Below are 25949 nucleotides of genomic sequence, written 5' to 3'. Positions count from 1 at the left end.
GAAGAACTAATCAAACAGCTGAGCCAAACTATGACCCACATTATAACCCAACACGAATAAGGCGATGATCAGTACCAGAATCAGGAGCAAAACGGTGAAATTCCTCTTTTTCATAGATAGGTGAAGATATAAAATTATTTCGTAATTCCGGACATCAATGGAGGCATTTTCTATGTAGCCGAGACGGGTAACCCAACTGTAATAAGAGGTGACTGACCATACCATGAAAATAATTTGTTGTTTGACAGAAAAATAGTAAAATTGTCTCGTTTGCTGCGCATAGGCTGATCGCCTGACGTGTCTATGCCGAGTAAGATCTCGACAACTAACTAAAATGAATATGAAAAACAGGAAGGCATTCGTATGGTTGATAATTCAACTACTGATCGGTACGTACGGTATGGCGCAAAAAAAGCCGAATGTGGTCATTATTATTTCGGATGATCACGCATATCAGGCTATTGGAGCCTACGGCGGGTTTGGTCACACCCCGAATATAGACCGGATTGCCCATGAAGGCATCGTCTTCAACAGGGCATATGTGAATAATTCGATTTGTGGACCAGCGCGCGCAACCTTATTAACCGGCAAATACAGCCATAAAAATGGGTTTAAGGATAACGAAACGAGCAATTTTGATTTTTCTCAAAATTCGTTTGTCAAGGAATTACAGCGCGTAGGGTATCGTACGGCATGGATTGGCAAAATTCATTTAGGACACGCTTTGCAAGGGTTTGACTATTATGATATTTTGCCAGGACAAGGGCATTATTTTAATCCAGACTTCATCTCATCCTCCGGACGCTCCCGGGCGGAAGGATATGTATCGGATATTGTAACCGACAAAGCAATTTCTTGGTTAGATTCCGCTGCGGGTGAGCGCCCATTTTGCTTGGTTATTGGTCATAAAGCAACGCACCGCACGTGGATGCCGGATCTGCAAGATTTGGGCAAGCACGATCAGGATCAGTTGGAACGCCCGGCAACATTCGCTGATGAATATGCCGGGCGGGAGGCGGCTCGTGTACAGGAGATGTCGATCGAGAAGGATCTGCGGATGGGATATGATTTAAAAATGTTCGAATCCGTAGAGGCAATGATGCAGGACGGGAATTTTAGCCGGATGAATGAAACGCAAAAGAAAGCGTATGTGGACTACTATAGGCCAATATACAACGCATATCGCCACAAAAACCTGTCGGGACGAGCATTGGCAGAGTGGAAATTCCGACGATATATGATCGATTATTTAAACACCGCTGAATCCATGGACCGAAATATTGGACGGGTGCTGGATTATTTAGATGAAAAGGAGCTGACGGACAATACGTTGGTCATTTATTTGTCCGATCAAGGATTTTATATGGGGGAACACGGATGGTTTGATAAGCGGTTTATGTATGAGGAGTCCTTTCGAACGCCGCTGGTAGTTCGGATGCCCGGAACGATTCGTGCGGGTGCACACACAGAGGCTCAGGTGGTTAATGCAGATATTGCGCCGACAATATTGGAACTTGCCGGTGTGCAGGCTCCTGCCGATATGCAGGGAAAGTCTTTTGTTCCCGTGTTACGCCATCCAAAAAGCACCCATCGTCCCCACATTTACTACCACTACTATGAAAATGGCGAACATGCCGTGTCGCCCCATTTCGGAGTAAGCGACGGACGGTATAAACTCATTCGCTTTTATACACGTGTGCATGGTTGGGAACTGTATGATTTGAAAAGCGATCCTCAGGAGCTAAAAAATGTATACCATGACCGTAATTATAAGAAAACGGTGGACATGATGAAACGCAAGCTAGCCGACGAGATTGCCCATTTTGATGATCAGGAGGCACGTTTGATTATGGACCAACCGATGGACTAGTAAAGATACGATATACCTGCATAAAGTTTTTCCGGATAAATGCAATGGCCTGCGGCTTCCCTTTTTCCGGGTGCGATGGTGTTTGATTTTATGTACAGCAGCACGAAGGCGTGTCGTGATGACCATCGTATCGATCGTGATGTTTGAGCCAATAACCGTCTTCATTACGGCCCAAAGGCGCTCGGTCAAACTACGCATACATATTCCATAATGCGTCCAATCCTCGGGCATATGTCGAATACGTGTGGTATACAGCACCGGTTTTGTCTAAAAAGAAAGCGCTCATACCTGGACGTTCACGCGTGTAGGCAAAGAGATTCGTGCCTGTTGCTTGTGCGGCTTCGTCGGACCCGTCGGTTGTATAACGCATAGGAATCACGGGATCTTCTTGCCGGTAGTTGTAATAAATGCCATCGCGTTGTTGCTGCTCGGTGAAGGATACGCCAAAATCAAAGTTGAAGTCGCTTGCGTTAGAAGAAGCCCAGGGGAATTGCCACCCCATGCGTCGTTTAAACGCATCCAATTGTTCCAGTGGTGCTCTCGACACGGCCCACAACATCACATCATGCTGCTGCAGGTGGGGTTCGATTCCATTAAACCCGTCTGCGATTGCCGAACAACTAGGGCATCCCGCGGTATAATCTGGCCCAAACATAAAATGGTAAATGATGAGCTGGGAACGGCCGTCGAACAACAGCTCAAGTGTGCGTTTGCCGGCTACCGTATCGAATAGATAGGGTTTATTGACCGAGACCTAGGGCAATTCGCGTCTTAGCCGGGCTACTTCGTCGCTTTGCCGGGTCAATGCTTTTTCAGCGTGTAGTAGTTCTTCTCGGGCGGCCAGCCATGCTTCGCGACTGACGACTTGCCGTGTTTTTTCTAAGTCGCTCATGATGATAATCTTTATGTAAAGTTAGCATGCCCAAAAACGAATGCACTTGTCCTACGGCAAGAAAGTGAAAACGGAAAAACAGCTAGCGCGAGATAGCCTGATGTACTTTTCCATCAGGCGCATGGACCTGAATCTGCGGAGTTCCAAGGCTTATCCACGATGATGCTGATGCGGGGGGGCATCAGGGTCGTTTATGATCAATCCGGCATTGCCATTTTCTGCCCCAATTTGAGTCTCGATATGTTGCTACCCGGTTTGTCGGATAGATCCTTATCATTGTATTAAAATACCTGCTCGGAAATTCTTCCCACCTCTTCGATCGTCTTGCACTAAGCGACCGATAGGGTCTGCATTGGCATAGTCAAATGCCAGCGCTTGAAGGCCGGTACCGTTGGCCTCAGAGCGTGCGAGTTTACCCACTTCGTTTCCCTTGTGATCATAAAAGATCAGGCCTGCTGGTGCCATACGTCTCTCGTATCCTTTCCACGGGTTATGGGGTTGGGCATACGCTCGAGATTGGACAACACAATTCGAGCTTGGCCATGCACAAGTGATATCGTTGTTACGGCTGCATACCTAGGAAGTACATGATAGGAGAATTTCTTTTTCATAAGTTGGCGTAATTATTTCTTACCTAAGGGTTAGTTTGGGCTGTTCGTTTTCGTCTTATCGAGAGTCGAACGTAAGGGTATCGGTTTCTTCTTTGAAAACAACGGAACGGACAAAAGGACACGTGCATGTGGCAGAAGGTTGAAAATACCTGATGTAACGCGAAGAATACGGATAAAAGGTCGAGGCTGTCGTAGTGGCTGGGTTTTTGCCTAGGCATCCTGTAACATCAATACTGAAAATTTATAAGACATACGCATGGTTATGATGCAGAGAACGCGCGTGACGCAAGAGAAGGATTATGGTTACAATGGGCGCGATGGATTTATATTGACATCGTATTCGGCCGGCAACCCAGATCATCCGGATTGGTTTATTTATGAATACGACAATCGACGGAAAGTTTTGGTACAGATCGATAATGAAACAGGAAAGGTGAGCTTTCTGCGCGAGTTGTAAATGAGGCGCCTACGTGCAAAAGAAAAGCTCCAAGATCGGGCGACCTGGGAGCCTTTCAAACCAATTATTAACCTATGTTAATAGTTAGCAAAGACTGTGCCTAAGTTCGGTCGGATCTCGAAATCGGATCTCGAAACGGTAAACGTAAAAATTCCCTCGTCTATATAGGGCGAGGGAATTTCAGAACTTAACAATAAACATCTTTGTTTCTAATCTATATGTTCGACAAAGGATTCGGGCGAAGGTTTAATCGACAACAAAAAAATCCCCCATCTTGCGACAGGGGACTTTTCATTTTAGTTTTTTATAGGTGATTTATTCGCTAATATACAAATATATACGAATAAATACCAAAAAGAAATGGACGTAAAAATCAGGGAAATCCCCAAAACGGCACACAAGCAAAAATCAGCCAAAAAAGGAGAGATAAGCACACGCACGCCTATTAAAAAATCCCCTCGTATCGTGTACGAGGGGAATCAAGCATTTGAATCTATTGTTTTATAACTCCAACTGGTAACAGAACGCAGAAAAACCGAGATGGTTTTTTAAAATTGTGATTTTCCGACATATACCGCTGCATAAAAAAATCAATACGCTTAAATTAACATATATTTAACGGGTTCAACTTTTATTATAAAGGATTTAAGTGATACCTTTACATCGTTTTCAAATTTAGTCCTTGATAAGCCTAAGCCCGAGACGTTTATTTTAAATTGCCCGTTACTGTTACGCATGAAGTCATCACCCAAGTTCAACAACGTGAATACGTTGTTTTCTAAATCACTCAAAATCAGAACTAATCATTATTTCGAAAGTGCCGCACAGGCGAAAACGGGCAACCGAAGGATCTTTCTGAAAGCTATTATCTTACTGAGTGCTTTTGTTATTTTATACAGCACGTTGGTGTTTTTGCAGCCGCATTGGATAATCAGTCTATTTTTATGTGTCTTGTTTGGCGTTAATTTGGCAGCAATCGGGTTTAATATTATGCACGATGCCGGACATAACTCGTTTTCCGATAATAGGAGGTTAAATACCTTCTTATCCTACACGTTAAATCTGCTTGGCGGTAATATTTATTTTTGGAAATTAAAACACAATATTGCGCACCATACATATACCAATATAGATGGAGAGGATCACGATATTGAAATCAAGTTTATGCGGATTCACCACGATCAGCAGTTAAAAAAACACCATCGCTATCAGCAGTTTTATTTTGTTTTTTTATACGGTATTTCCTATTTGGCTTGGATCTTTTATCAAGATTATGAAAAGTATTTCCGTCAGCGATTAGGGAAACAATCCAATGTCTTCGATTTTCCGTTGCGAGAGAAAGTCATCTTTTGGGTGAGTAAAATCCTGCATTTTCAATTGTTTATTACACTTCCGGTAATTCTGGTGGGCTGGATTCCGACATTAATAGGCTTGTTATTGACCGGAATTGTATGTGGACTATGTTTGGCCACTGTATTCCAGCTTGCACACGTGGTTTCGGAAACCGAATTCAAAACCGTCGAGGAATCGCGCGTAGAGGAGGAATGGATGATTCACCAACTCCATTCTACGGCCAACTTCGCAACAAAAAATCCCATATTAACTTGGCTGTTGGGCGGGCTGAATTTTCAGGTCGAACATCATTTGTTCCCGAAAATAAGTCATGTACACTACCCAGCGATCAATGCGATTGTCGTCGAGACATGTCGAGAACATAACATACCCTATATTGAATTTCATTCGTTTTGGCAGGCGCTACGATCGCATATTCATGTTATTAGACGAATGTCCGTGTAGGATTCGGCTTGCTTGTCAATCCGCTGTCTATCAGGGGATATATCAAAAATAAATGACAAAAATCACGAAATTACAAGAATTTATAAGTATCTTTGCATCGTAGGCTCTGCCTGGCTTTCTCTGAGACCGTCTAGTTTAAACTTGTCCGTTATATCAGTTTTCGCTAACAGCTGCCAGTTTTGTTGACAGTATAATGTATGAACGGTCGTACTTGACACCGCCAACGGTGTTGAATCATCAACTATTTTATGACATTCTTGCTGACGACCATGGTTTAATCATAGAGATGCCTTTGGCTACTTTACAACGTATTACCCAGTGTTTCCAGGCGTGATTTATGCACGGAAAGCTACAATATCAATAAATGAAATTTGACTCGCTAGGATTAGTAGATCCTATTTTAAAAGCGATTGCTGAACTTGGGTTCAGTACCGCTACACCAATACAGGAACAAGCAATCCCTGTCGTATTAAGTGGACGAGATTTAATCGGCTGTGCACAGACAGGAACAGGAAAAACCGCCGCTTTTGCTATTCCTCTCCTCCAATTTCTGTCAAGCAAAGGCAGACAACCCCATAAAAATCCAAGTGCGTTGATTTTAGCGCCCACAAGGGAGCTAGCCATCCAAATTGGTAAGAGCTTTGAGCTATTCGGAAAGTTTATCCCATTAAAATCTACCGTTATTTTTGGAGGTGTCTCCCAACATAATCAGGTACAACAACTTAAGAATGGCGTGGACATCCTAATCGCAACACCGGGAAGACTAATTGATTTGATTAATCAGCACGTGGTACAGTTAAGTCATGTAAAGGCACTGGTGTTGGACGAGGCGGATACCATGTTAGATATGGGGTTTGTGCATGATATTAAGCGGGTATTGAAATATATTCCGCAAGCTCGACAAACCCTATTTTTCTCTGCGACGATGCCTGCATCGATTCGGAAGTTTGCGGATACCTTATTGACAGATCCTGTAGAAATTAACGTATCGCCCGTATCGTCGACCGCACAAACAGTCAACCAGTCGGTGTACTTTATCGAGAAAAAAGAAAAAATGCAGCTATTGTGTTCGTTGCTAAAAGAATTTGATATCGAACAGTCCTTGGTGTTTACGCGTACCAAGCACGGCGCAGATCGGTTGGCCAAACAGCTTTTCAAAAAAGGGATTACAACGGCCGCTATCCATGGTAATAAATCCCAGAATGCAAGGCAGAAGGCCCTCGCTGATTTTAAAAATGGAAGTGTAAAGTTATTAATTGCAACGGATATAGCCGCTCGGGGTATCGATATTCGGGATCTTCCACATGTCATCAACTTTGACCTTCCAGATGATTCAGAAACCTATGTACATCGAATTGGCCGTACCGGTCGTGCCGGCAGGAGTGGGATGGCTATTTCGTTCTGTAGCGAGGAAGAGAAGTCGGGCTTGAAAAGCATACAAAAATTAATCGGCTTCCAACTGGAGATAGGGAAACAGGTAAAACAAAATTAATTCATCAATAAATAGTTAATAAAATGCAAGAAGGAACAGTAAAATTTTTCAATGTAACTAAAGGATTTGGTTTCATTACACCAGCAAATGGCGGTCAGGATGTCTTTGTACATACGACTGGATTAGTTGATCAGATCCGCGAGAACGATGCGGTTACTTTCGATGTGGAGAACGGTAAAAAAGGGATCAACGCGACGAACGTAAGAATTGCACGCTAATTAGTGTGATAGCTAGTAGAGCTTAACAAAGCAGATAACTAACCGTTGTCTGCTTTTTTTTGTGGTCTATTTGTCCATAGAACAACTTAATCTCCGATGAACAGTGGTGTGGTTCCCTAAAAGGCGAGACGAATTATGTAAACGTTATAGTTCATGAAGCGTTATATACCAAACGATTGGCCTATTTTAAGTCGTGTATAAGCGCATATTTACACATTGTTTTGCCTATATTTATAAGCCAAAGGCATTTTCGTTAGAGCCACGTACATTACCTAGTTAAGGATACTATGAAAGCTGATAAACCGCTAACAGACCATTCCGATTCGCATGCTTACCCCGCATTTCTCCGTCGAGGGGGAGAGGCGGCAGGAAAAATACTGTCTTATAACTGGCACACCACCTCACTGGGGCCGGTGGAACAGTGGCCTGCGTCGCTAAAACAACACTTAGCCAATGTATTGACTCATGTGTCCCCTGTATTGATCTTTTGGGAACCGGCGGCTTGTTTTTTCTTCAATGATGCTTTCCTTGGCCTGCCGTTTGTTTTCAAAACCGTACCGTTTGTGGATCTAGCAAAATACATACACGGCGTGGCTTGGAAGTCCATTGCGGATGGACTCACGAGCATGGCGCACGATGGCGAAGCGAAGGGGATACAAATTAATATTCCGGCCGATGAACGAGCGGGACAACGTGACTATTTTTATGATCTTGATTTTGCACACCTGCGTGACGCAGAAGGGCGACAGGAAGGGGTACTCATTTGGTTTAAGGCAAAAACGGAGCAAATGCGAGAACTTCGATTGCTACGAAGTTATAAGGCCAATAGCGATTTATTTATACAACAGGCACCTATAGGGATCTGCATAGTCATGGGTAAATCACTAAGTGTCGTCAAGGTAAATGATGCGTTTCTGGATATGATCGGTAAATCCCGCGAGGAGGTAATCAATAAATCCTATTGGGAAGTACAAAAAGATATTAAGGACGTGTATGAGCCCATTACGCATTGGGTAATGCAAGCCGGTAAATCGTACCGTTCGAAGGAACAGGTATTTGCACCGATGCGAAATGGAAAGCCCATTCGTCTTTTCGTCGATTTTGTCTATGAGCCTTTAAAGGATATTTCGGGCCAGATCATTGGATTTACCATCCTGTCGATCGACGTAACCGAGCGCAACACGGCGCGTACCGTGCTGGAAGAAACAAATCAGAACTTGGCAGATACGAATAACAAACTTGAGGCAACACAGGCAAAGCTCGAAGATTCAATTGCTAAAATTGGACATCTCGCTGCACTTGTACAGTCTTCTGAGGATGTTATAATTAGTCAGGACATGCAGGGCGTGATTACGAGTTGGAATGGAGCCGCCGAAAAGATGTTCGGTTTTCGTGCAGAGGAAGCTATTGGCCAGCATATCTCGATCATTCATCCAGAAGGAGTACGAGTAGAAGCCACAACCTTGACAGAGAAAGTGCGGGGAGGCGAACGTGTCCATCAATTTGAAACCTTGCGTAAGCACCGGGACGGCACACTGCGTGAACTGTCGTTGACTTTATCGCCGATCTTCGATGAGAAAGGGGCTATTATCGGTGTGTCGAAGATTGCCCGGGATATTGCTGTGCAGAAGGAAGCTATTGCTGCGACGGCCCGCTATGCTGCACGACTAGAGGCGCTAAATAGGATGATCCAAACGGTCTCGGAAGAGTTGGATTTGGACCGTATCCTGCAGAAGGTGACGGATGATACGACCTTGTTGGTCGGAGCTGAATACGGCGCCTTCTTTTTTAATCGAACGGGTGAAAAAGATGATTTTTATGAGCTGCATGCCTTAACGGGAGCATGCCGCGAACTTTTTTCGAAGACGGGTGCGCCTTTTATAACGGAGATTTTTCGGAATACCTTTACAGGAATCGGTCCCGTACGTTATGACGACTTACGCAAGGAATCCCGGTTCATGGATCTGCTTTCACAGACTCAGGGAACAGACGCTGTTTTTCCTGTGGCAAGTTATTTGGCAATCCCCGTGGTATCTCGATCAGGGACGATGCTGGGCGGATTGTTTTTCGGTCATACGAAACCTGAACGTTTCAATCACGATCATGAGACATTACTGATTGCTATTGCAGGACAAGCGTCGGTCGGATTGGATAATGCCATATTGTACGAGAAAGTCAAATTGCTAAATGATAAGAAGGATGAATTTATCGGGTTGGCCAGTCATGAGCTGAAAACACCATTGACAACCATTAAGGGGTATCTTCAGATCCTGGAAAGACGAACCAACGAATCGCAGGAAAAACTGTTTCTCGAACGGGCAAGTCAACAGGTGAAGAAATTGACTATGCTGGTAAACGACTTACTCGATGTATCTAAAATAGAAGCGGGAAAGCTCCGCTTGTCCATGACGGACTTTGATGTGCTCCCGGTGCTGCAGGAAGCTGTCGATCTGACGGAGCAAAATCACCGCGATCATCGCGTTGTTCTCGAAAGCACCGTAGACGTTTGTATTATCCACGGGGATAGCCAACGTTTGGAGCAGGTGATTATCAATCTGTTGAATAATGCGGTCAAATATTCGCCCGGTAAATTTGATATTGTCGTATCGCTGACGCGCACGGAGAAGGAAGTGTTGCTAAGCGTAAAAGACACGGGGATTGGTATCCCGCCCGATAAGCTTCGAGAAATCTTTTCACGTTTTTTCCGTGTTGACGATAACTCCCCGAATATCTCGGGCTTAGGAATGGGTTTGTACCTTTGCCATGAAATCGTCACACGGCATTCGGGACGGATCTGGGTGGAAAGCAAGCTTGGAGAGGGGAGTACTTTTTGGGTAAGCTTGCCGTTAGGCAACGCCGAGAATAAAGTAGACTAGCACGCGGGTAATCTTCTGCCCGTATGTTGCCGGTAATTTTACGATCCCGTGGTTGCGTCCTACCGACATACTCCGGATAGAAGAACCCGCGTGGAATTTTTCGGTGGAGGAAGCAACGCTTGCATAAAATGTGGAAATGCTGTTGTGTGTTTTTGCGATATCCCTATTATTGTGGGCTGTCCGGAACATCTATGGTGCGGGATATGCCAACTGACCGATTGAAAACCGAGACAAGCCGTTGTCGGAAGAAGAATGCGCATTGGGCGACTTTTCCGAATCATTAAAATGGTGGAAGGCGTGTATCGCTGCACATAAAGAAGCGGGGATGCTCTATATCGTGACCCCATGGCTTGATTTGCCGAAAACAGTGAAGGATCTGGATACCGAATGCCGGTATTTGGACGCCATCGGAAAATTGTGTCGGGAGGCCGGTCTCCAATATGGATACCACAATCATGCGCACGAATTTGAAAAAGTGGAAGGAAAGGTCGTGATGCTTGACTATATGTTAGCGCATACAAACCCAGACTATGTGTTTTTTGAGATGGACGTTTATTGGACCGTGATCGGAAACGCAAGCCCCGTAGATTATTTCAAAAAATACCCCGGCCGTTTCACTGCGCTGCATATCAAAGATCACCGAGAGATCGGCCAGAGCGGGATGGTCGGATTCGACGCTATTTTCGCCCATACCGATACAGCAGGGGTTCGGCATATTTTCGTAGAAGTAGAAGAAGTGAGTGGTAATCTCGAAGATGGCTTGACACAAAGTATTCGTTATCTTCAAAAAGCTCCTTTCGTGAAGGCGACGTATACGAAATAGCCGAAAAGCGAACCACGACATAAAACGATCTCGGAATACAGCCGCTCCGAGATCGTTTTGCAAAGCATAAAGCGACAGACTCCTTATCGCTCTATGTCTTTCAAGCTGTTCATTTTTTTATACGCTAGAAAACCTTTGATATCTTCAAAATGCTCGCGTACGCGTTTATTGCCAAATTCAAATACTTTCTTAGCCAGGCCATCTAAAAAATCCCGATCGTGTGAAACCAAAATCAGCGTACCATCGAAATCTTGAAGGGCGTCTTTGATGATGTCCTTGGTTTTCATATCCAAGTGGTTTGTCGGTTCGTCGAGAATAAGTACATTGACGGGCTCTAACAACAGTTTGATCATGGCTAAGCGAGTTTTTTCCCCGCCGGACAACACTTTGACCTTTTTCAGTGTGTCGTCCCCGCTGAACATGAATGCGCCTAATAGATCTTTGATTTTGACACGAACATCACCGACGGCGATTTGATCTATGGTTTCGAATACAGTTAGTTCTTCATCAAGTAACGCGGCCTGATTCTGAGCGAAGTAACCGATTTTTGCGTTATGTCCCACTTTCAATGAACCCTCGAAGTCTATTTCGCCCATGATCGCTTTAATCATCGTGGACTTACCCTCGCCATTTTTGCCAACAAAAGCCACCTTTTCCCCGCGTTCGATAACCATGGATGCCTTTTCGAATACCAAATGATCATCATACGCTTTCGTCAGCTCTTCAACGATGACCGGATATTGCCCAGAACGCGGTGATGGGGGGAACTTGAGTCGTAAAGCAGACGTGTCTACCTCGTCAATTTCAATGATTTCCAATTTTTCAAGCATTTTAACACGAGACTGAACTTGTAAGGTCTTCGAATATGTCCCACGAAAACGATCTATAAACTCTTGGGTGTCGGCAATGAAACGTTGCTGTTCTTCATAAGCTTTCAATTGGTGCTGGCGTCGTTCTTTGCGTAACTCCAAATAATGGCTGTATTTCGCTTTATAGTCGTAAATACGACCCATCGTGACCTCGATAGTACGATTGGTGATGTTGTCGACGAAAGCCCGGTCATGTGAAATGACAATAACCGCTTTAGCAGCATGCACCAAGAAATCTTCTAACCATTGTATACTCTCGATATCCATATGGTTGGTTGGCTCATCCAAAAGAATAAGGTCTGGTTTTTTCAAAAGAATCTTAGCGAGTTCAATACGCATACGCCAACCACCTGAAAACTCGGAAGTTTGTCGCGTGAAATCGGACCGTTCAAAACCTAGACCTTTCAGGACTTTTTCGACCTCAGCATCATAATTCGTTTCTTCGATAGAATAAAAGCTTTCACTGAGTTCGGAGACCCGTTCAATTAGCTTCATATAGTCATCCGTCTCGTAATCTGTCCGGGTATTGAGTTGTTCGTTGAGTGATTCTAGCTCGTCACGCATGCGATAGACCTCGTCGAAAGCTTTGGAAGCCTCTGCGAAGACGGTCACGTTATCTTCCGTGAGTAAATGCTGAGGCAAATACGCTATAACCGCGTCTTTCGATCCAGTCACTTGACCGCTGCTCGGTTTGCCTACACCTGCAATAATCTTGAGTAGAGTAGATTTTCCCGCGCCGTTTTTTCCCATAAGGGCAATTTTATCGTTTTCATTAATAGAAAACGAGACATCGCTGAATAGTGTGGTGCCTCCAAAAGATACGGAGATATTATTGACGTTGATCACTTCTGATGGATTAAATAAGCTGCAAAGATAAGGGAAATCTTCTTGCTTTTTCGTAAAACTTGCGATAAGGGTAACACGTTTACATTTCGGGCTGGCAGGGGAGGTACCAAGGAACATCGGTTTCATTTTAGCGTCGTTCTTTCATCTAATTAGACGAGGGATGACGTGAACTTTTTAGCGGGAAATTTGTTCAGGAAGAAAGCAACACTACAGGAATAATATGAGTACAGAAAATCTATACAACCAAGAAGGGATTGCTAAAATCCGGGAGATCATCGACAAAATTGATATCGGTATGCTTGGGTCGTATCCGGCCAACAGCGCGTTTCTTCATGCCGTACCGATGAGTCGGCAGGAGGTCGACGATGCTGGAAACATTTGGTATTTGTTTTCGTCGGACAGCGAATCTTTTTTCCATATCCGTGAAAATAGTCAGGTGAGTTTACTATACAGCGATCCGAGCAGTTACACTTTTCTGAGTATCAATGGAAGCGCGGAAATATCGAGTGACCGACAACGTATCGAGAAATATTGGAATAAAATGATGGAAGGCTGGTTCGATGCGGGAATAGATGATCCGCGAATACGGGTGCTGAAGGTTGCACCTGAAGAGGCGCAGTACTGGGACACCAAATCGAACAAACTTGTTACGTTATGGAAAGCGGCAGTAAGTGCAGTGACCGGAGTCGAAATGGATAAAGGCCGATCTGGCGAAATTACCATTTAAGGAAACGATCGTATGCTGCATGTAACACAACATATTCGATGGATTACCGTGGGGCTCTTGCTTGGGGGAATACAGGCATGTACTTCGGTGACCGTGCCGGCGGATATACAGGTTGTTCAGCCTTTTGATGTCAAAGCGTACGCAGGCGAATGGTATGAAGTTGCGCGCTTTGATTTTGATGAAGAAAAACATCTAAGGGAGGTGACCGCAAACTACGAACTAAAAGATGACGGGAAAATTCAAGTGATAAACAGAGGGTTTGACACTGTACAACAAGAATGGAAAGAGGCGGTGGGAAAAGCGACATTTGTCGATGATACCACAGCTGGCGCCCTAAAAGTATCCTTTTTTGGTCCCTTTTATTCGGGTTATAACGTTGCGCTACTGGAAGGTTCTTACGAGTATGCGCTCGTATTTGGGGAGGATAAGGATCATATGTGGATTTTGTCACGCACACCGTCGATTCCGGAAGATATCAAAGTTAAATTTTTGGAGAAAGCAAGGCAGACGGGATATGACCTGAATCGATTGATTTGGACAAAACACAAACCTTGAGTGGCTGCATGTACTGTAATAAAAGAATAGTCTTCAAATCCCAGGTGTACAGCAGGACGTACACGTACGGCTATTTTATTCCTATCTTTGTGGCATGAGTATACGAACAGAACGCCTATCGATTCCGCACACGGTGCTTAAATCTGTATTGAACGACTATGAAGGGCCTTATTTTACTACCAAGGGATGGCTATGGAAGATACCGTGCGTGATACACTAACGCAGGAGTGTGTACAGGCCGTATTCGAGGGTTTTGAGGTAATGAGTATAGTTGAACAGCAGGCTTTCTTGAGTGAGCTACCGCAGGAAGAAACCGTTACTGCCAAATTATTTTATACGGTTTGGATCAACACGAAATCCTAGTTCCGAAGTTAATTACTCTAAAAAAATTATTCCTGAAGGAATGTGACTACGGTATCCACGGTGTGATCGATTAACGTGGTATGGACATGATTGTCGAAATCTGCCATCATATAGCTGCCATGCGTCGCCGGCAAAATGAGCAATCGTGATTTGGGAACAAGACGCCACATTTCAATGACATGTTCGGGTTTCATCACATCGTGGTCTCCGCAAATAAATAGCGTGGGACACGTAATCGAATTAAAAATAGCTGGACTCCAGTCCTCAAATGTTTGCATTCGTTTACGATCTTTCTCAAATAGATTTTGGAGTTTGACCTCATTTGGGGTTTGATCCAAGAAATTCGCGCGCAAAGTCAATGGCATATCGGCGAGCGTCGCCTGCTGCATATTTTCAAAAAAACCGTCGACCATGCCTTCTCTTTTGAAGAAGGCAGATGCGACCACTAATTTGTCCACGAAGGTCGGATGCCGATGTGCAATTTGTAAGACAGTATTTCCACCATTGCTAAATCCCCAGAAAAAAGCACGTTCGATGTGAAGTTCCCGCAACAGTCCAACGACGTCATCGGCGTCCTGTTCAAACGTCTCGGGGATATCCCGGTGGTCAGACTTTCCGTGATTTTGTAAATCAATACCGATCAACTGAAACCGGTCTTGCAACCGGGGAATGATTTCTCGGTAATCATATCGAATAGATGATCCTCCCCCGTGAATCAAGACGAGCGGCTTCCCCAATCCATAGATTTCGTAGTGCATGAAAATGCCATTAACCCTCTTATGGCCTTGCTGTGTAGGGACCATGGATCAATAAGTTATGGTTTCGTCGAAATCATAATTCATTGCAGGATAGTCAAGTATACGTCGCATCAATGCAAGTTGACCCAATAGATAGTCTTCACGACCGATACACATGCCGACGAAACTAAGCCGTGTTTCTTCTATAAATGGTATGTGCATGCCAATCTCTAGCGGTTCAGCAAGCTCGGCATCAGTCACTTCGGCTAGACGTTGATAAACCTTTGGCGATATCGTATGAAAGTTTTGCAACAGGCCCGTCAAAGTGGGATATGTGTAGCTGGTGTCGAGCGCTTTTCCCATGTAAAACAGGTCCTGATGCGGATCAACGTCGGAGAGTCCTAAAGACCATGCCAGTGCATAACGCATATTGACGAAGTTTCCGACCATCCAGAGAATGTGGTTGGTTCGATCGTCTATTCGTTTTTGGGCATCTTGTTCCGAAATCCCTTCCAATACGTGTATGAACGTTTGAGAATGCATGCGATACGCGGGAACAAGGAGCTCCATCAGTTTTGAGTGGTATGTTGACATAACGTAATGTGTTATTATTCGGTTGGAAACTGTGTGGGATCAGCGAAAGCGACCTCCCATTGATGTCCATTGATATCTGAAAATGCGTGCTGATACATCCACCCATGATCTTGAGGTTCGCTGTACGTTGTGCCGCCGTTCTCGAGCGCTGTTTTAATCAAGCGATCGACATCCGAGCGTGTATCTACCCCAAGAGCAAGTAATACTTGCGTGGTGTCGCCTTGCGTCAAGGGACGGTTTGTGAAGGTCTGAAAGAAATTTTCATGAAGAAACATCGCGTATATCCGTTCTTCTTGGATAACAACGCAAATGGCGTTTTCGTCGGAAAACTGTTCATTGACGGAGAAACCTAAGGCGGTCCAGAAAGCCCGTGTCTGTTGCACATTTTTTACGGGCAGGTTGATATAGATTTGATTAATTTTCATATCGATAAATACCTGATGTGATAGATCAAAGATAGATGGTAAGATTTTGTATAGGCTTGCCCTATGACAAGAATTCAACAATTTTTTCGGGTATTTGCGCTCGGGAGTACAAACTGGACTTCGTATATTTAACGTATGCAAAAAAGAATAGGAATATGGATTATGTGGATGTGCGGTGTATTTGGGATACTGAACGCACAAACTGTTGATCATTCGTTGACGATACATAAAGTCGATGAAAAGGAGCTCTTTGATCGGCTGATCGACTTTAGCTTACACCATGATTATTTTGTTCATACGGTAAACAGCTTGGACAAATTCATGCAGATTTCTTATACCCAGGAAAAACCGAAAAAGATTTTTTCGGCGGAAACCGATAAAGTAATAACCTACAACATCTTCGTTCGATCCCTGGGGGAGAAGGTTTGGTCCATACGCGTGCAAGCACGTGTGTCTGAATTGATTTGGAACGGAGAGGTACACAAAAGTAGCTATTACTATAAAGATTTGGGCGTATCACAGGATGTGAAAATCTATAAACAGCTGATGGCAGCCCTGACGGCGTATTTTGATTAGCAACTAAAAGCACGGCGTTTGTCACGGTGCGTTGATCATCACCAACACGTTACCGATGTGTATTTAATCTTACGAGCGCATTTTTTCGGGTAGACAGCTGGCAGCCTTAATACGTAATCTGCCCCTGAATGTCCATGGTATGTGCTGAAGAGGCTTTCGCGCTTATGGAGACTTTCACATTGTTGTCCTTTAACGTTTGAAAGGGACCATAAGTCCAGGCGGACGGCCACCTTGTGAAATCTACGTGAAGTTGCCAAGGGACATCCGTATGTTGAAATGAAACGGAACGGGGAGGGGTGGAAGTAGTACTTATGCTGATCGTGTCGCCGTGTTGAGCAGTATGAAACTGATAAAAGAAAGTCGTCGGTAGCAGGTCGGATAGCTGCGGGGATCCAAGCCAAACACTTTCGATGATCGGTACACGTAATGTTTGAATCTCGCGCTGTTCTACACTATTGAATTCGTCATCATATCCGTAGGTAATGATGGTGTCGTGCTGTGTCGTTGTTCCTGCCCGGACCTGTAGGTCTACATAATTATGATAACTCGCCGATAAACTGTCTAACGACTGGGTGGAAAATGTCGCTAAGAATGTGGGCAACAACGGTGTTTGTTTTAGCGGTAACACGCTTCGGAACGATAACGCATAATCCCCGGTATCAACCTGTCGCACTGTGGAGGGCGACGGAACTTCGGTATCGAGCTGCCAGTTTCCAAGTATGTGGATGTTTCCGTCTGTAGCGTTAGCGTGCACAAAGAAACGGTCGTCCGTGAGCCAATAGGTCGCATGTGCACGATTAAATGCGTATGGAAGGTTGCTCCAGTCGCTGACCGGTCGCCAGGTGTGCCGTTCTTGACCGATTTTTTTTGCAACGGTCGCATGGGCGTCCTTTTTAAGGGACAACGCAATAACCACGTGCTCTTCGTCGCTGTACAACGCCATATGCTGGTTCATAGCCGTGAAACTTCCATCGTTTCGAAGGATACTATCGGAGAAATGACGACGTAGAAAAGCGTGCCATTTTCGATGGTTGGTGATACGCTGTATGCTGAATAACGTGGCTGGTTTGTCTTCTAAACTGAAGAAATAGACGCGCGCGGGGATGTGCAGGCCCGACGCAAAGATCTCCCTCCACGCCCTTCGGCTTGATGAGTCTTCCGACGGCCGACGGGTGTCGGATTGGCGAATCAGCTGTTTCCAATTATCGAGAAGCAGATCATCAATGGCGATCGATAATATGGCCTGACTATCTCGGTGTACGGGTTGTGTAACCGCCTGTTGTTTGCGAACGATGTAAAATATCGTGGCTGCCAAAAAAAGGCCAACCACGATACTACCGATAATCCATAGCGTTTTCTTCATGTCGAACGTTGAACAATTACGGAGTTACGTAATCCGAGAGGTACTGAAGGAGATATTGCATGGCATTGTTGCCCTTTTTAGGGAATTCAATAGCTATTTCACCGGTAATTCGTTTTGTATTCCGGCTATTCGCTTTCAGCGTAATGTCCCCATATTGTGAAAGCTCTTCTACAAATTTTCTCCAATCGTCCACCACCGGGATTTCTAATTTTTCCATGGTCTTCGGGATTTCTGAAGCATGCACAACGGCAGACATGGTGTTGGAATACAGCTGTTTTTTTACATACGCATTCGTGCTGCCCTTGAAACGGTTGGCACCAATGTCGGATAGTTGTTCCCGATCGTTGGAAACGAACACCATATCATCTTTGAAAAGAATATGTAAAGGCATATCTTTTTCCTTCTCCTGAAAGGTATAAATCCCTTGGTCTTGCGTCGCCTTCTCTTTTTTCTCGGCATACGCGAGGATCATCTCAAACAAACGTTGATCTTTCGAAGTAAACATCCACAGGAAATTTGGTATATGTTCTTCCTTCGTTTTTTTGACTTCTTTATAATTGTAATCCTCATCGTATTCATAATCTGTATATTCGGTGGTCACTTTTTTCAGATCGTTAATAAATACGACATGATCGCCTTGCATCACATTGGAAATAGCGCGCTCGTCTATTGCGATTTCTAATGCCGTGCCTGCAATATGTAAAAGATCTGCATAGTTATATACGAGCGGAGCGTACCAACGATCAAAAAGGGCAGGAAGACTTTTCAAATAGGCTTCTGTATTGATATTCACCGCGAGGTAGCCCAAATGGTTCTCTGGAATGTATTTCGAAAACTTACGGTTCATTTTGTTTTTGTAGATAGTACCCAATATCCGCTGAACATCGTTATCTAAACCGATGGAGCCCGTGAGTTTCAAGGTATGCTTATCCTGTATCAGGTCAAAAACAGCATCTTCATATCCGTAGTCTAAGTTTTTCATGTTAAAACCTACCGACATGTTTAATACGTCGTAAGGAATGGCATTGCGGTATACTTCGTCAAGATCCTTAACCCACATATGAACTAAGGTATTATTTTTATCATACTGAAGAATCTCTTTGTGTTTCCGTATAGATGCAGTTGGCTGTAGGTAGTTTGTGAAATCACTTGCTAGCCAATTGACAAAGGCCTGATTGCGGAGGGAATCATTTTTGGCTTGTCGAGCAGCTTGTTCTTGGTATAAGGAGTCGGAGTAACCATCTACCTCATAACTATCTGTATAATAGGTGTCCATAGCCATGGGGGCTTCTAGATAAGCTGTGTCAACGGCTGCGGTATCTGCTGCCTGTTCGAAATCGTATGCAGTCCATTCGGTATCCTCGCCGTCCACAATCGAATCGGTCGCGACCTCCATCCAGGCGGTGTCTGCCGCTGCGTCAATCATTTCTTCTACCTCGACACCGACGAGGGTATCAGGTACGGTGGCAATATCGTAAACGGCCGAGTCAGCGGCCTCAGTGGCATCCGCATCGTCCCATATACTTGGAATGGCAGCCGCATCCACAGAGTCCACTTCTATACCGTATCGCCTGGACACTTCGCCATCTTCAAAATAATGGTAATGAAAATCTCCAGTAAGAAGGAACAACGTGTTTTGATTCCAGGCGACTTGTGTGCGGCCATTTTCGGCTTGACGACGTTCATAACCATCGATAGAAGGTAGGCGCTTAAATGTTGCAAATAGTTCTTCATCCACGTTCACCCCCTCTTTTAGCGGTAGGAGTACCCCGACATAATACAGGCTGTCGTTGCTTGTTTTGTATACGTAGGCATTACGGTCATAAGAAAGCGCAAGATCCATAATGCTTTTAATAGGCATTTCGCGCTCGGAATTAAGCGCATCAAATGCGCCCAGTTTATGAAGTACCTCGTTGATCTTATCAAAGGAGCTGTGCTTAACAATGGCTTTATTATTAATTACAGTTACAAACTCCGCATTCTCTGGCACGTGGTGTATTAGGTCCTGTCCGTATGCGAATGTAGAACCAATTAAACCGAAGAGCGTGCACAAGATATATTTTCGTGTTGACATAAATAGTTATTTCGTTAATGTTACGGTATTCGCTAAACTCGTGTTGCCGTTGATGAGGTCTGTTGCTTTGACCTTCAACATAACTCCGCGAGCATTACTTGACACTTTCGCTTGTTTATTCGTTTGCGATTTGATGTTCTTTTGGAATCGGATGATATTGGTATAATACGCATCGCCAAATAGTTTTTGGTCATTACTAGGGATTTTGGAAAATTCTTTGGCCCACTCAGGGCTGTATTTATACGTCCTGGAAAATGTTTGCGTGGTTGGATCAAAACTGTAGCTATTGTAGCTGCTGATCTGTGTTTTTAACTGCTGCGACATCGTACGGCTGAAATTATTCAGTGCCTGTACATTTTTAAAGTTACAGGATAATACCGCTATGTAGTTGGTCAGATCCAAGCTATATTGTACGTTGCTAATGCCTGAGGTCGCTTTTAATGTGCGTACTGTTTTCTCCATTTCCTGCCGGATGGTCGCCTCCGATGGAATTTTTATGCCATTTACAGATCTGAGTTTTAGGAGCGAAGCTACCTTTGTTTTGCTCTTGCTTAAGTTCAAGGTGGCTTTGATCTGGCCAGAGCCGTCATGATTCATGTCTATTTGTTCCACTAAGTCGAAGCAGCTACTGAACAAGCAACTGCCGATGAGGGCGATAAACAGGAGGGAGGTTCTTCTGATTTTTTTCATGTCCAAAGATATTCTAAATCTCTATATTTCTAGAAATTCTTAAACCATTCCTGTATCTTTTCGCCCACCACAGGCACAGCTGTTGTTCGCCCATTCCATGCGCCAAGTAGTCCAATCACCCAAAAAATGAAAAAAACCGTAAAAATAACATACGCGATGATCACTCCGATGGCTGGAATAATCTGCAAAAGGCCACCGACAAAACTAAGGATGAAAAGGCCGATATTTTGGCGGATATGGAATTGAGCAAATGTATTTTTTTTGTCCTTGTTCATGACGTAGGCTACAATTAATCCTACCAGCGTGATATAGGATACGATAGCGGTTGTTCTCCCTTCTTGAACGATGGTGTCATTTGTTGCTGGATTTGTAGTCTTCATGTGTTGCGTGTTCATGGTGTTATAAGTTTAAGTATTTATATTAACGGAGGTTGTATTCTTGCTCGAGTATGGTGGCCAGTGCATCAAAGACACGCGCCATACGCTCATGTGTTTGTTTAACATTTCCTTTGTTAAGAAGATAAACCGGCAGAGTGTTGTTTCTCTTTCGTCGATCTAGCAGTTGTTGATAATCTTCAGCAATCAACTGCCGGTAGCTATGTAATACCGATAGTACATCGGTTTTGGAGCGTTTAAACCGTTCCGGAACGTCGAGCTGCTTTAAGGTTTCAATATGCCGATCAATATCGTATCGCCAATTTTCCAAGGCCTGTCGAGCACGTTCGTAGTTGCCTTGATTTATATTTTTTTCGAAGGTATCAACATGATCAGCATTGTTTTGAATAATCTGAATGATAATGGTTGGATTTTCTAAAGCGTGCTCCTCGACCCTTGCCCCACAAGCGTAAAGGAACACCAGGAAATAGATCATCAGGATGCGCTGTATTTTTATCATGAATCGCTGCTCAATTGTATATGGGACAAAGGTAGCCCTTTACACACAGCGGGTATATCCCCGAAATAGGGGATATTGCTTCATATAGGCCTAAGATGGTCGAATCAGACCATATTCTATAGCTAATTTAATAGCAGAGCTCAAGTTGGATGCTTGGAATTTCTCGATGAGATTTTTACGATGGCTCTCTACGGTATGCGGACTAATAAACAGTTTGTCGGCTATCTGGGGAGTGGTAAGCCCACTGGCCGCTTCCGCTAATATTTCTTTTTCTCGCCGGGTTAGCTTTGGAATACTATTCAGACCATCCTTGTTCTTTTGATCCACCACGGAACGCGTTTGCGCACAAAGAAATTTTTTGCCCTGAAGGATGGTGTCAATTCCCAATCGAATTTCGTCCGCAGAAGCGTTTTTTTGAATATATCCGCTGGCGCCTTCATGGAGAGCACTGTTCACGACGGCGTATTCATTGTGCACGCTAAGCATAATGATATGCATATTCGGATACGATTTACGTAACGGTTTTATCAACTCAATACTGTTGGCATCGGGCAAATTAATGTCCAACAGCAACACATCTACCGGATGAAGGGCGAGGTTGGCCAACATGGATTGAGCATCGGCATAGCCTCCAACGATCTCGAGGATGTCCTCTTTGGCAAGTATATTTTTGAGACCCTCCAATAAAAGGGGATGGTCGTCTGTTATCGCAATTTTTATCATATCAGGTACGTTCACCGAATTACGCGCAAAAGTACAAATTATAGTAAGGATAAAAAAATGAATACACGGGTTGCAGAAGAACACATGATAATTTCCGATTCTACAATTTTCAGTAATGCATATTAAAAAAATTAACCGGTTTCAGGGATGTGCACATTGATCAACTATATGCATCTTTGCCCAAGAAATATACGAAAATGAGAAAGATTATGTTTACTATGGCTGGTCTGATGCTGTACAGCCTTACAGGACTCGCACAGAGCCGACCTTTTTTTTACATCAGTTATGCGGCACAGATTCCGGCGGAAAACACGGTACAAGACGTACTGAAAGCTTGGGTCGATGAGACCACAATACGGGTGGTAGCTGCCGAAGAGGAGGCGAGCGCTGTACAGTTGATTGATAAAACAACAGGGGTGGTAACCGTCTTAAATCCGCAAACGGCACAATATTATCAGATGGAATTGGCCGAAGAAGATATAGCCCTCGACTTCGTCCAAGGACGGGATACCGTGATTCAAGGATACCCATGTAAACTAGCGGTGTTGCACGTGACCCCGAATGAAGAAAATCCAGAGGATCAATCGGTAGAGATTTGGTATACGGAAAAGATACCCGCATTATTCTGGGGGCAATTTGATTTCTTACAGAAAGTGCCCGGAGCCACGTTAAGCATCAACTGGCGGGCAAATGGATTTAGTCTATTTGCAAAAGCGGTAACAAAGGAGCAGCTATCGGCGTCCGAATGGGAGATTCCGTCTGACTACGAAGAGGTAGATATCGCCGATGTTGTGGATACATTTGAGGAAACAGATTATAGCCAATTGGCTGACAATCGGTACCTTTATATGGATGCCGATAGTACGTTTTACGGACTAAAAGATGGCGAAGGAAACGAGATCACCCCAGCGATCTATACGTCTATATCCGCTTTTGAAGATGGGGTAGCCATTGTTGGCACGACAGACTATAAGTACGGGACGATGGATACAGACGGGAAGATACAATTGGAGGCAATCTATGACTATTTATCTTACGACAGTTCGACAGAACAATATCTTTTCGGTGTAAACGAAAAATATGGTCTCATCGATAAGGATGGTCGTATGGTCATTGAACCGACCTATGACATGCTTTCCTTTTTTATGAATGGCTATGCGATTTTCCAGGAGGATGGGAAACAAGGGCTGCTGAATACAGAGGGAAAAGTGGCCGTTGCCGCAAAATTTGATTATATTATTGATCGCGGTAAAATGCATTTTGTGACTTTGGAAAACGATACATATCAGTTATATACGATTGCGCAAACCAAAAAGGTAGCCGCCGATTATCAGTTTATTGGTGTTACGGATGAACCGAACTTGTTTGTCGCGCAAAAGGGGGAACTATATGGCTATTTGGATGCAAATGGCCAGGTGGCGATACCCTTTAAATATACGTATGCTTCGGGGTTTGTGGATGGTTTAGCAACCGTTATAAGCGAAGGATCGGAGGAAAGCTTTATGGTGAACACCAAGGGCGAACGGATAGAAAATCCCGAATAGTTGTATGCTACAATCTCAAGTGAGGTCCGGTGCCCAATTCGGGCGTCCGGGCCTTTTTTTTGAGAAGTAAAGGTTTTGATGTGCGTGTCGAACCTTCGACTAAGGGATGGAAACTGCATGACAGAAAAATGAGAACGCAGCTTGGCAAAAAAGAAAACCTGAAGCGGGGAGCTCCAGGTTTTTCCAAACCAATTATTAACCTAAATTATGAAATTATGAATTCTGTTTTTCTTTGTAACTAAAACGTTAGACTTCGTTGGTTAGTACGAATGACTGAAGTGTTTAACATTTTTTAACAATGTTTAGCTCGCGTAACGGGCGGTCTGTTCCACAAGTGGGGGCGGAACATGTATTTTTGAACCAAAAGATAGATACGCTATGCATACAATGAGCTTGACTATACACCGGCTATGGGGCACGATGAGCGAACGACAACAACTGCCGCTTTATCGGGTGTTTATTATTCGACAGGGTGAAGGCAATTTGATCATCGACACAACTACGTATGTTGCGTCGGAAGGGATGATTTTCTTTACGACTCCCTATCAATTCGTCGATGGGCATTGGTCCACGTCTACGCTGAACGTCATGGAGATTACTTTTCATGGAGATTATTATTGCATAGAGTATCATAAGGAAGAGGTCGCTTGCAATGGCGTGCTTTTCAATGCCATGTATATGACACCGTTTGTCTCTGTAACCGAACGCAAGAGAGAAGAAATCGACTATGTGTTGCATTTCTTGGAAGAAGCGCTGGCAAACCGGGATAGAGACACGGTAAAACGCTCGTATCTTCAGTTATTTTTGGCCTTGTGTGCAGCGGAGAAATTACAAACTACACCATATACCAAACGTATTCCCGACGACATGGCACGTTTTCAACACTTGCTGGAAGAGCATTTTCGTTCGTTTCGCAAAACAGCGGATTATGCACAGATGTTGCACATGGCCGCGGACACCTTAAACAGAAAATGTAAACGGATCTTTGGGAAGAGTGCTACACAGCTTATTGACGAACGACTGATATTAGAAGCAAAGAAAAAGCTGCATCTCACAACGGACACGATCAAAGAGATTGCAGGTGCGTTGAACTTCCAGGACGAGTACTATTTTAGTCGTTATTTTAAGAAGCAAGTGGGGGTGTCACCGCGAACTTTCCGAGAACATACCGGTATATCTAAGGTGGCTTTCACGTCGCCATTATCCAGTTAACTTCCGTGTTTGTCCATGGCGTTGGCACCGTTGATCGATTAATTTTATCAAAAAATAAAATAGGATGAAATGGATATATACATTGGCCGGCCTACAACATTGTTTTGTACATATATTGCGTATCGGCGTATTTCTAGTTATGGTGTGGATAGGCGGATTGAAAGCTTTTTCGTACGAAGCCGAAGGCATTGTACCCTTCGTGGCCAACAGCCCGTTGATGTCCTTTTTTTATCAAAACGAAAGTCACGCGTATAAGCAGTATATGAATAAGGAAGGGGAGGTCATTCCAAAAAATAGAAGCTGGCATGAACAGAATGGGACCTATGTGTTTTCTTATGGTTTAGGAATCGTTATTGTTTTTATCGGCATCTTGGTACTGTGCGGAGTTTTTCAGCCAACACTAGGCTTAATCGGCGGATTGCTCACTTTTCTGATGTCGTTGGTTACCCTCAGTTTCCTGTTAACCACGCCGGAAGTTTACGTGCCTGATTTGGGCGGAGCTCATCATGGATTTCCTTTTCTATCCGGCGCCGGTAGGCTGGTTCTGAAAGATATCATTATGCTTGGTGCAGGGCTGCTTATTGCTTCGGATAGTGCCGCGGATAAGCTTCGTCGCGCCGAACATGAAGGAGCATAGACAAGCTAGGCATGTATTCCTGCAGTACGGAGTTTGGCGACCCCAAGCGTGGAAAAGCCGGACGGCGTTCAGTTTTCACTGTTA

General features: G+C 44.2%; 26 protein-coding genes and 1 pseudogene. 14 read left to right on the top strand and 13 right to left on the bottom strand.

Features of this window, described 5'->3' with window-relative positions; translation table 11 throughout:
- Positions 1 to 340: 340 nt before the first annotated feature.
- Entirely contained in the window at positions 341 to 1870 is a 1530-nt protein-coding gene (locus tag ACFSR5_RS05815) for a sulfatase family protein (protein ID WP_380901648.1), read from the top strand.
- Between the two features lie 190 nt (positions 1871 to 2060).
- Here ACFSR5_RS05815 and ACFSR5_RS05810 read toward each other — a convergent pair.
- The 3 genes and pseudogenes from ACFSR5_RS05810 to ACFSR5_RS05800 all read right to left on the bottom strand — a co-directional run bounded on the left by ACFSR5_RS05810 (position 2061) and on the right by ACFSR5_RS05800 (position 3373).
- Positions 2061 to 2762: pseudogene (locus ACFSR5_RS05810) on the bottom strand (DUF899 domain-containing protein).
- 273 nt (positions 2763 to 3035) lie between these two features.
- The gene (locus ACFSR5_RS05805; protein WP_380901646.1) at positions 3036 to 3227 is read right to left on the bottom strand and encodes a hypothetical protein; all 192 of its coding nucleotides are present in this window, start codon (positions 3225 to 3227) and stop codon (positions 3036 to 3038) included.
- Entirely contained in the window at positions 3209 to 3373 is a 165-nt protein-coding gene (locus ACFSR5_RS05800) for a hypothetical protein (protein WP_380901644.1), read from the bottom strand. Before ACFSR5_RS05800 ends, ACFSR5_RS05805 begins: the two co-directional genes overlap by 19 nt.
- 262 nt (positions 3374 to 3635) lie before the next feature.
- Here ACFSR5_RS05800 and ACFSR5_RS05795 point away from each other — a divergent pair, with 262 nt between their 5' ends.
- From ACFSR5_RS05795 to ACFSR5_RS05770, 6 genes are all read left to right on the top strand, one after another.
- Positions 3636 to 3830: a hypothetical protein gene (locus ACFSR5_RS05795; RefSeq protein ID WP_380901642.1), complete on the top strand. Its 195-nt coding sequence runs from the start codon at positions 3636 to 3638 to the stop codon at positions 3828 to 3830.
- 735 nt (positions 3831 to 4565) lie between these two features.
- The gene (locus ACFSR5_RS05790; RefSeq protein ID WP_380901640.1) at positions 4566 to 5627 is read left to right on the top strand and encodes a fatty acid desaturase family protein; all 1062 of its coding nucleotides are present in this window, start codon (positions 4566 to 4568) and stop codon (positions 5625 to 5627) included.
- 364 nt (positions 5628 to 5991) lie between these two features.
- A complete protein-coding gene (locus ACFSR5_RS05785; protein ID WP_380901638.1) occupies positions 5992 to 7119 on the top strand; it encodes a DEAD/DEAH box helicase in 1128 nt (375 codons plus the stop codon).
- Between the two features lie 23 nt (positions 7120 to 7142).
- Entirely contained in the window at positions 7143 to 7337 is a 195-nt protein-coding gene (locus ACFSR5_RS05780; protein WP_380901636.1) for a cold-shock protein, read from the top strand.
- A 287-nt stretch (positions 7338 to 7624) separates the two neighbouring features.
- Entirely contained in the window at positions 7625 to 10213 is a 2589-nt protein-coding gene (locus ACFSR5_RS05775) for a PAS domain-containing sensor histidine kinase (RefSeq protein WP_380901634.1), read from the top strand.
- Between the two features lie 238 nt (positions 10214 to 10451).
- Entirely contained in the window at positions 10452 to 11036 is a 585-nt protein-coding gene (locus ACFSR5_RS05770) for a sugar phosphate isomerase/epimerase family protein (RefSeq protein ID WP_380901632.1), read from the top strand.
- Between the two features lie 83 nt (positions 11037 to 11119).
- On the opposite strand, the gene ACFSR5_RS05765 is transcribed toward ACFSR5_RS05770, so the two are convergent.
- Positions 11120 to 12751 carry an ABC-F family ATP-binding cassette domain-containing protein gene (locus ACFSR5_RS05765; RefSeq protein ID WP_380903177.1) on the bottom strand — a complete coding sequence of 544 codons (1632 nt, stop codon included), beginning with the start codon at positions 12749 to 12751 and terminating at the stop codon, positions 11120 to 11122.
- A gap of 220 nt (positions 12752 to 12971) precedes the next feature.
- Here ACFSR5_RS05765 and ACFSR5_RS05760 point away from each other — a divergent pair, with 220 nt between their 5' ends.
- The 3 genes from ACFSR5_RS05760 (at position 12972) to ACFSR5_RS05750 (ending at position 14396) form a co-directional block, all read left to right on the top strand.
- Positions 12972 to 13478 (top strand): pyridoxamine 5'-phosphate oxidase family protein, encoded by a 507-nt coding sequence (locus ACFSR5_RS05760; RefSeq protein WP_380901630.1) that lies wholly within the window; start codon positions 12972 to 12974, stop codon positions 13476 to 13478.
- A gap of 12 nt (positions 13479 to 13490) precedes the next feature.
- Positions 13491 to 14033: a lipocalin family protein gene (locus tag ACFSR5_RS05755; protein WP_380901628.1), complete on the top strand. Its 543-nt coding sequence runs from the start codon at positions 13491 to 13493 to the stop codon at positions 14031 to 14033.
- A 186-nt stretch (positions 14034 to 14219) separates the two neighbouring features.
- On the top strand, positions 14220 to 14396 hold the full coding sequence (locus ACFSR5_RS05750; protein ID WP_380901626.1) for a hypothetical protein: 177 nt from the start codon (positions 14220 to 14222) through the stop codon (positions 14394 to 14396).
- 26 nt (positions 14397 to 14422) lie between these two features.
- Here ACFSR5_RS05750 and ACFSR5_RS05745 read toward each other — a convergent pair whose 3' ends face one another.
- From ACFSR5_RS05745 to ACFSR5_RS05735, 3 genes are read right to left on the bottom strand one after another with little or no spacing between them, the layout of a single operon-like run.
- A complete protein-coding gene (locus tag ACFSR5_RS05745; protein ID WP_380901624.1) occupies positions 14423 to 15154 on the bottom strand; it encodes an alpha/beta fold hydrolase in 732 nt (243 codons plus the stop codon).
- Positions 15155 to 15202: 48 nt separating this feature from the next.
- The gene (locus ACFSR5_RS05740; RefSeq protein ID WP_380901622.1) at positions 15203 to 15727 is read right to left on the bottom strand and encodes a DinB family protein; all 525 of its coding nucleotides are present in this window, start codon (positions 15725 to 15727) and stop codon (positions 15203 to 15205) included.
- A 14-nt stretch (positions 15728 to 15741) separates the two neighbouring features.
- Positions 15742 to 16152 (bottom strand): VOC family protein, encoded by a 411-nt coding sequence (locus ACFSR5_RS05735; protein ID WP_380901620.1) that lies wholly within the window; start codon positions 16150 to 16152, stop codon positions 15742 to 15744.
- A gap of 135 nt (positions 16153 to 16287) precedes the next feature.
- Between ACFSR5_RS05735 and ACFSR5_RS05730 the strand changes: the two genes are divergently transcribed.
- The gene (locus ACFSR5_RS05730; RefSeq protein ID WP_380901618.1) at positions 16288 to 16728 is read left to right on the top strand and encodes a hypothetical protein; all 441 of its coding nucleotides are present in this window, start codon (positions 16288 to 16290) and stop codon (positions 16726 to 16728) included.
- 106 nt (positions 16729 to 16834) lie between these two features.
- Here the strand turns inward: ACFSR5_RS05730 and ACFSR5_RS05725 are convergent, their stop codons facing one another.
- The 6 genes from ACFSR5_RS05725 to ACFSR5_RS05700 all read right to left on the bottom strand — a co-directional run bounded on the left by ACFSR5_RS05725 (position 16835) and on the right by ACFSR5_RS05700 (position 22472).
- Entirely contained in the window at positions 16835 to 18091 is a 1257-nt protein-coding gene (locus ACFSR5_RS05725; protein ID WP_380901616.1) for a hypothetical protein, read from the bottom strand.
- Between the two features lie 16 nt (positions 18092 to 18107).
- The gene (locus tag ACFSR5_RS05720) at positions 18108 to 20165 is read right to left on the bottom strand and encodes a hypothetical protein (protein ID WP_380901614.1); all 2058 of its coding nucleotides are present in this window, start codon (positions 20163 to 20165) and stop codon (positions 18108 to 18110) included.
- A 6-nt stretch (positions 20166 to 20171) separates the two neighbouring features.
- Positions 20172 to 20855 (bottom strand): hypothetical protein, encoded by a 684-nt coding sequence (locus ACFSR5_RS05715; protein WP_380901612.1) that lies wholly within the window; start codon positions 20853 to 20855, stop codon positions 20172 to 20174.
- 29 nt (positions 20856 to 20884) lie between these two features.
- Positions 20885 to 21235, bottom strand: a complete 351-nt coding sequence (locus ACFSR5_RS05710) for a DUF4870 domain-containing protein (protein ID WP_380901610.1) — start codon at positions 21233 to 21235, stop codon at positions 20885 to 20887.
- Positions 21236 to 21275: 40 nt separating this feature from the next.
- A complete protein-coding gene (locus ACFSR5_RS05705) occupies positions 21276 to 21749 on the bottom strand; it encodes a hypothetical protein (RefSeq protein ID WP_380901608.1) in 474 nt (157 codons plus the stop codon).
- 90 nt (positions 21750 to 21839) lie between these two features.
- Positions 21840 to 22472 carry a response regulator gene (locus ACFSR5_RS05700; protein WP_380901606.1) on the bottom strand — a complete coding sequence of 211 codons (633 nt, stop codon included), beginning with the start codon at positions 22470 to 22472 and terminating at the stop codon, positions 21840 to 21842.
- Between the two features lie 197 nt (positions 22473 to 22669).
- Between ACFSR5_RS05700 and ACFSR5_RS05695 the strand changes: the two genes are divergently transcribed.
- The 3 genes from ACFSR5_RS05695 to ACFSR5_RS05685 all read left to right on the top strand — a co-directional run bounded on the left by ACFSR5_RS05695 (position 22670) and on the right by ACFSR5_RS05685 (position 25865).
- Complete coding sequence (locus ACFSR5_RS05695) at positions 22670 to 24016, top strand: WG repeat-containing protein (RefSeq protein ID WP_380901604.1); 1347 nt, start codon at positions 22670 to 22672, stop codon at positions 24014 to 24016.
- 378 nt (positions 24017 to 24394) lie between these two features.
- On the top strand, positions 24395 to 25228 hold the full coding sequence (locus ACFSR5_RS05690; RefSeq protein ID WP_380901602.1) for a helix-turn-helix domain-containing protein: 834 nt from the start codon (positions 24395 to 24397) through the stop codon (positions 25226 to 25228).
- Positions 25229 to 25292: 64 nt separating this feature from the next.
- Positions 25293 to 25865 (top strand): DUF417 family protein, encoded by a 573-nt coding sequence (locus ACFSR5_RS05685; RefSeq protein WP_380901600.1) that lies wholly within the window; start codon positions 25293 to 25295, stop codon positions 25863 to 25865.
- The last annotated feature ends 84 nt before the right edge of the window (positions 25866 to 25949 follow it).

This window comes from Sphingobacterium suaedae (assembly GCF_042684625.1).
GTDB classification, from domain to species: domain Bacteria; phylum Bacteroidota; class Bacteroidia; order Sphingobacteriales; family Sphingobacteriaceae; genus Sphingobacterium; species Sphingobacterium suaedae.
This window is presented reverse-complemented; position numbering and strand designations above follow the sequence as displayed.

Excerpts from the sequence above, each read along its gene's own strand:
- ACFSR5_RS05755 (WP_380901628.1), top strand. The coding sequence starts at position 13,491 with ATGCTGCATGTAACACAACATATTCGATGGATTACCGTGGGGCTCTTG.
- ACFSR5_RS05795 (WP_380901642.1), top strand. The coding sequence starts at position 3,636 with ATGATGCAGAGAACGCGCGTGACGCAAGAGAAGGATTATGGTTACAAT.
- ACFSR5_RS05805 (WP_380901646.1), bottom strand. The coding sequence starts at position 3,227 with ATGGCACCAGCAGGCCTGATCTTTTATGATCACAAGGGAAACGAAGTG.
- ACFSR5_RS05800 (WP_380901644.1), bottom strand. The coding sequence starts at position 3,373 with ATGAAAAAGAAATTCTCCTATCATGTACTTCCTAGGTATGCAGCCGTA.
- ACFSR5_RS05740 (WP_380901622.1), bottom strand. The coding sequence starts at position 15,727 with ATGTCAACATACCACTCAAAACTGATGGAGCTCCTTGTTCCCGCGTAT.
- ACFSR5_RS05725 (WP_380901616.1), bottom strand. The coding sequence starts at position 18,091 with ATGAAGAAAACGCTATGGATTATCGGTAGTATCGTGGTTGGCCTTTTT.
- ACFSR5_RS05745 (WP_380901624.1), bottom strand. The coding sequence starts at position 15,154 with ATGCACTACGAAATCTATGGATTGGGGAAGCCGCTCGTCTTGATTCAC.
- ACFSR5_RS05750 (WP_380901626.1), top strand. The coding sequence starts at position 14,220 with ATGGCTATGGAAGATACCGTGCGTGATACACTAACGCAGGAGTGTGTA.
- ACFSR5_RS05715 (WP_380901612.1), bottom strand. The coding sequence starts at position 20,855 with ATGAAAAAAATCAGAAGAACCTCCCTCCTGTTTATCGCCCTCATCGGC.
- ACFSR5_RS05735 (WP_380901620.1), bottom strand. The coding sequence starts at position 16,152 with ATGAAAATTAATCAAATCTATATCAACCTGCCCGTAAAAAATGTGCAA.
- ACFSR5_RS05710 (WP_380901610.1), bottom strand. The coding sequence starts at position 21,235 with ATGAAGACTACAAATCCAGCAACAAATGACACCATCGTTCAAGAAGGG.
- ACFSR5_RS05720 (WP_380901614.1), bottom strand. The coding sequence starts at position 20,165 with ATGTCAACACGAAAATATATCTTGTGCACGCTCTTCGGTTTAATTGGT.
- ACFSR5_RS05775 (WP_380901634.1), top strand. The coding sequence starts at position 7,625 with ATGAAAGCTGATAAACCGCTAACAGACCATTCCGATTCGCATGCTTAC.
- ACFSR5_RS05785 (WP_380901638.1), top strand. The coding sequence starts at position 5,992 with ATGAAATTTGACTCGCTAGGATTAGTAGATCCTATTTTAAAAGCGATT.
- ACFSR5_RS05685 (WP_380901600.1), top strand. The coding sequence starts at position 25,293 with ATGAAATGGATATATACATTGGCCGGCCTACAACATTGTTTTGTACAT.
- ACFSR5_RS05695 (WP_380901604.1), top strand. The coding sequence starts at position 22,670 with ATGAGAAAGATTATGTTTACTATGGCTGGTCTGATGCTGTACAGCCTT.
- ACFSR5_RS05700 (WP_380901606.1), bottom strand. The coding sequence starts at position 22,472 with ATGATAAAAATTGCGATAACAGACGACCATCCCCTTTTATTGGAGGGT.
- ACFSR5_RS05705 (WP_380901608.1), bottom strand. The coding sequence starts at position 21,749 with ATGATAAAAATACAGCGCATCCTGATGATCTATTTCCTGGTGTTCCTT.
- ACFSR5_RS05815 (WP_380901648.1), top strand. The coding sequence starts at position 341 with ATGAAAAACAGGAAGGCATTCGTATGGTTGATAATTCAACTACTGATC.
- ACFSR5_RS05780 (WP_380901636.1), top strand. The coding sequence starts at position 7,143 with ATGCAAGAAGGAACAGTAAAATTTTTCAATGTAACTAAAGGATTTGGT.
- ACFSR5_RS05760 (WP_380901630.1), top strand. The coding sequence starts at position 12,972 with ATGAGTACAGAAAATCTATACAACCAAGAAGGGATTGCTAAAATCCGG.
- ACFSR5_RS05790 (WP_380901640.1), top strand. The coding sequence starts at position 4,566 with ATGAAGTCATCACCCAAGTTCAACAACGTGAATACGTTGTTTTCTAAA.
- ACFSR5_RS05690 (WP_380901602.1), top strand. The coding sequence starts at position 24,395 with ATGCATACAATGAGCTTGACTATACACCGGCTATGGGGCACGATGAGC.
- ACFSR5_RS05730 (WP_380901618.1), top strand. The coding sequence starts at position 16,288 with ATGCAAAAAAGAATAGGAATATGGATTATGTGGATGTGCGGTGTATTT.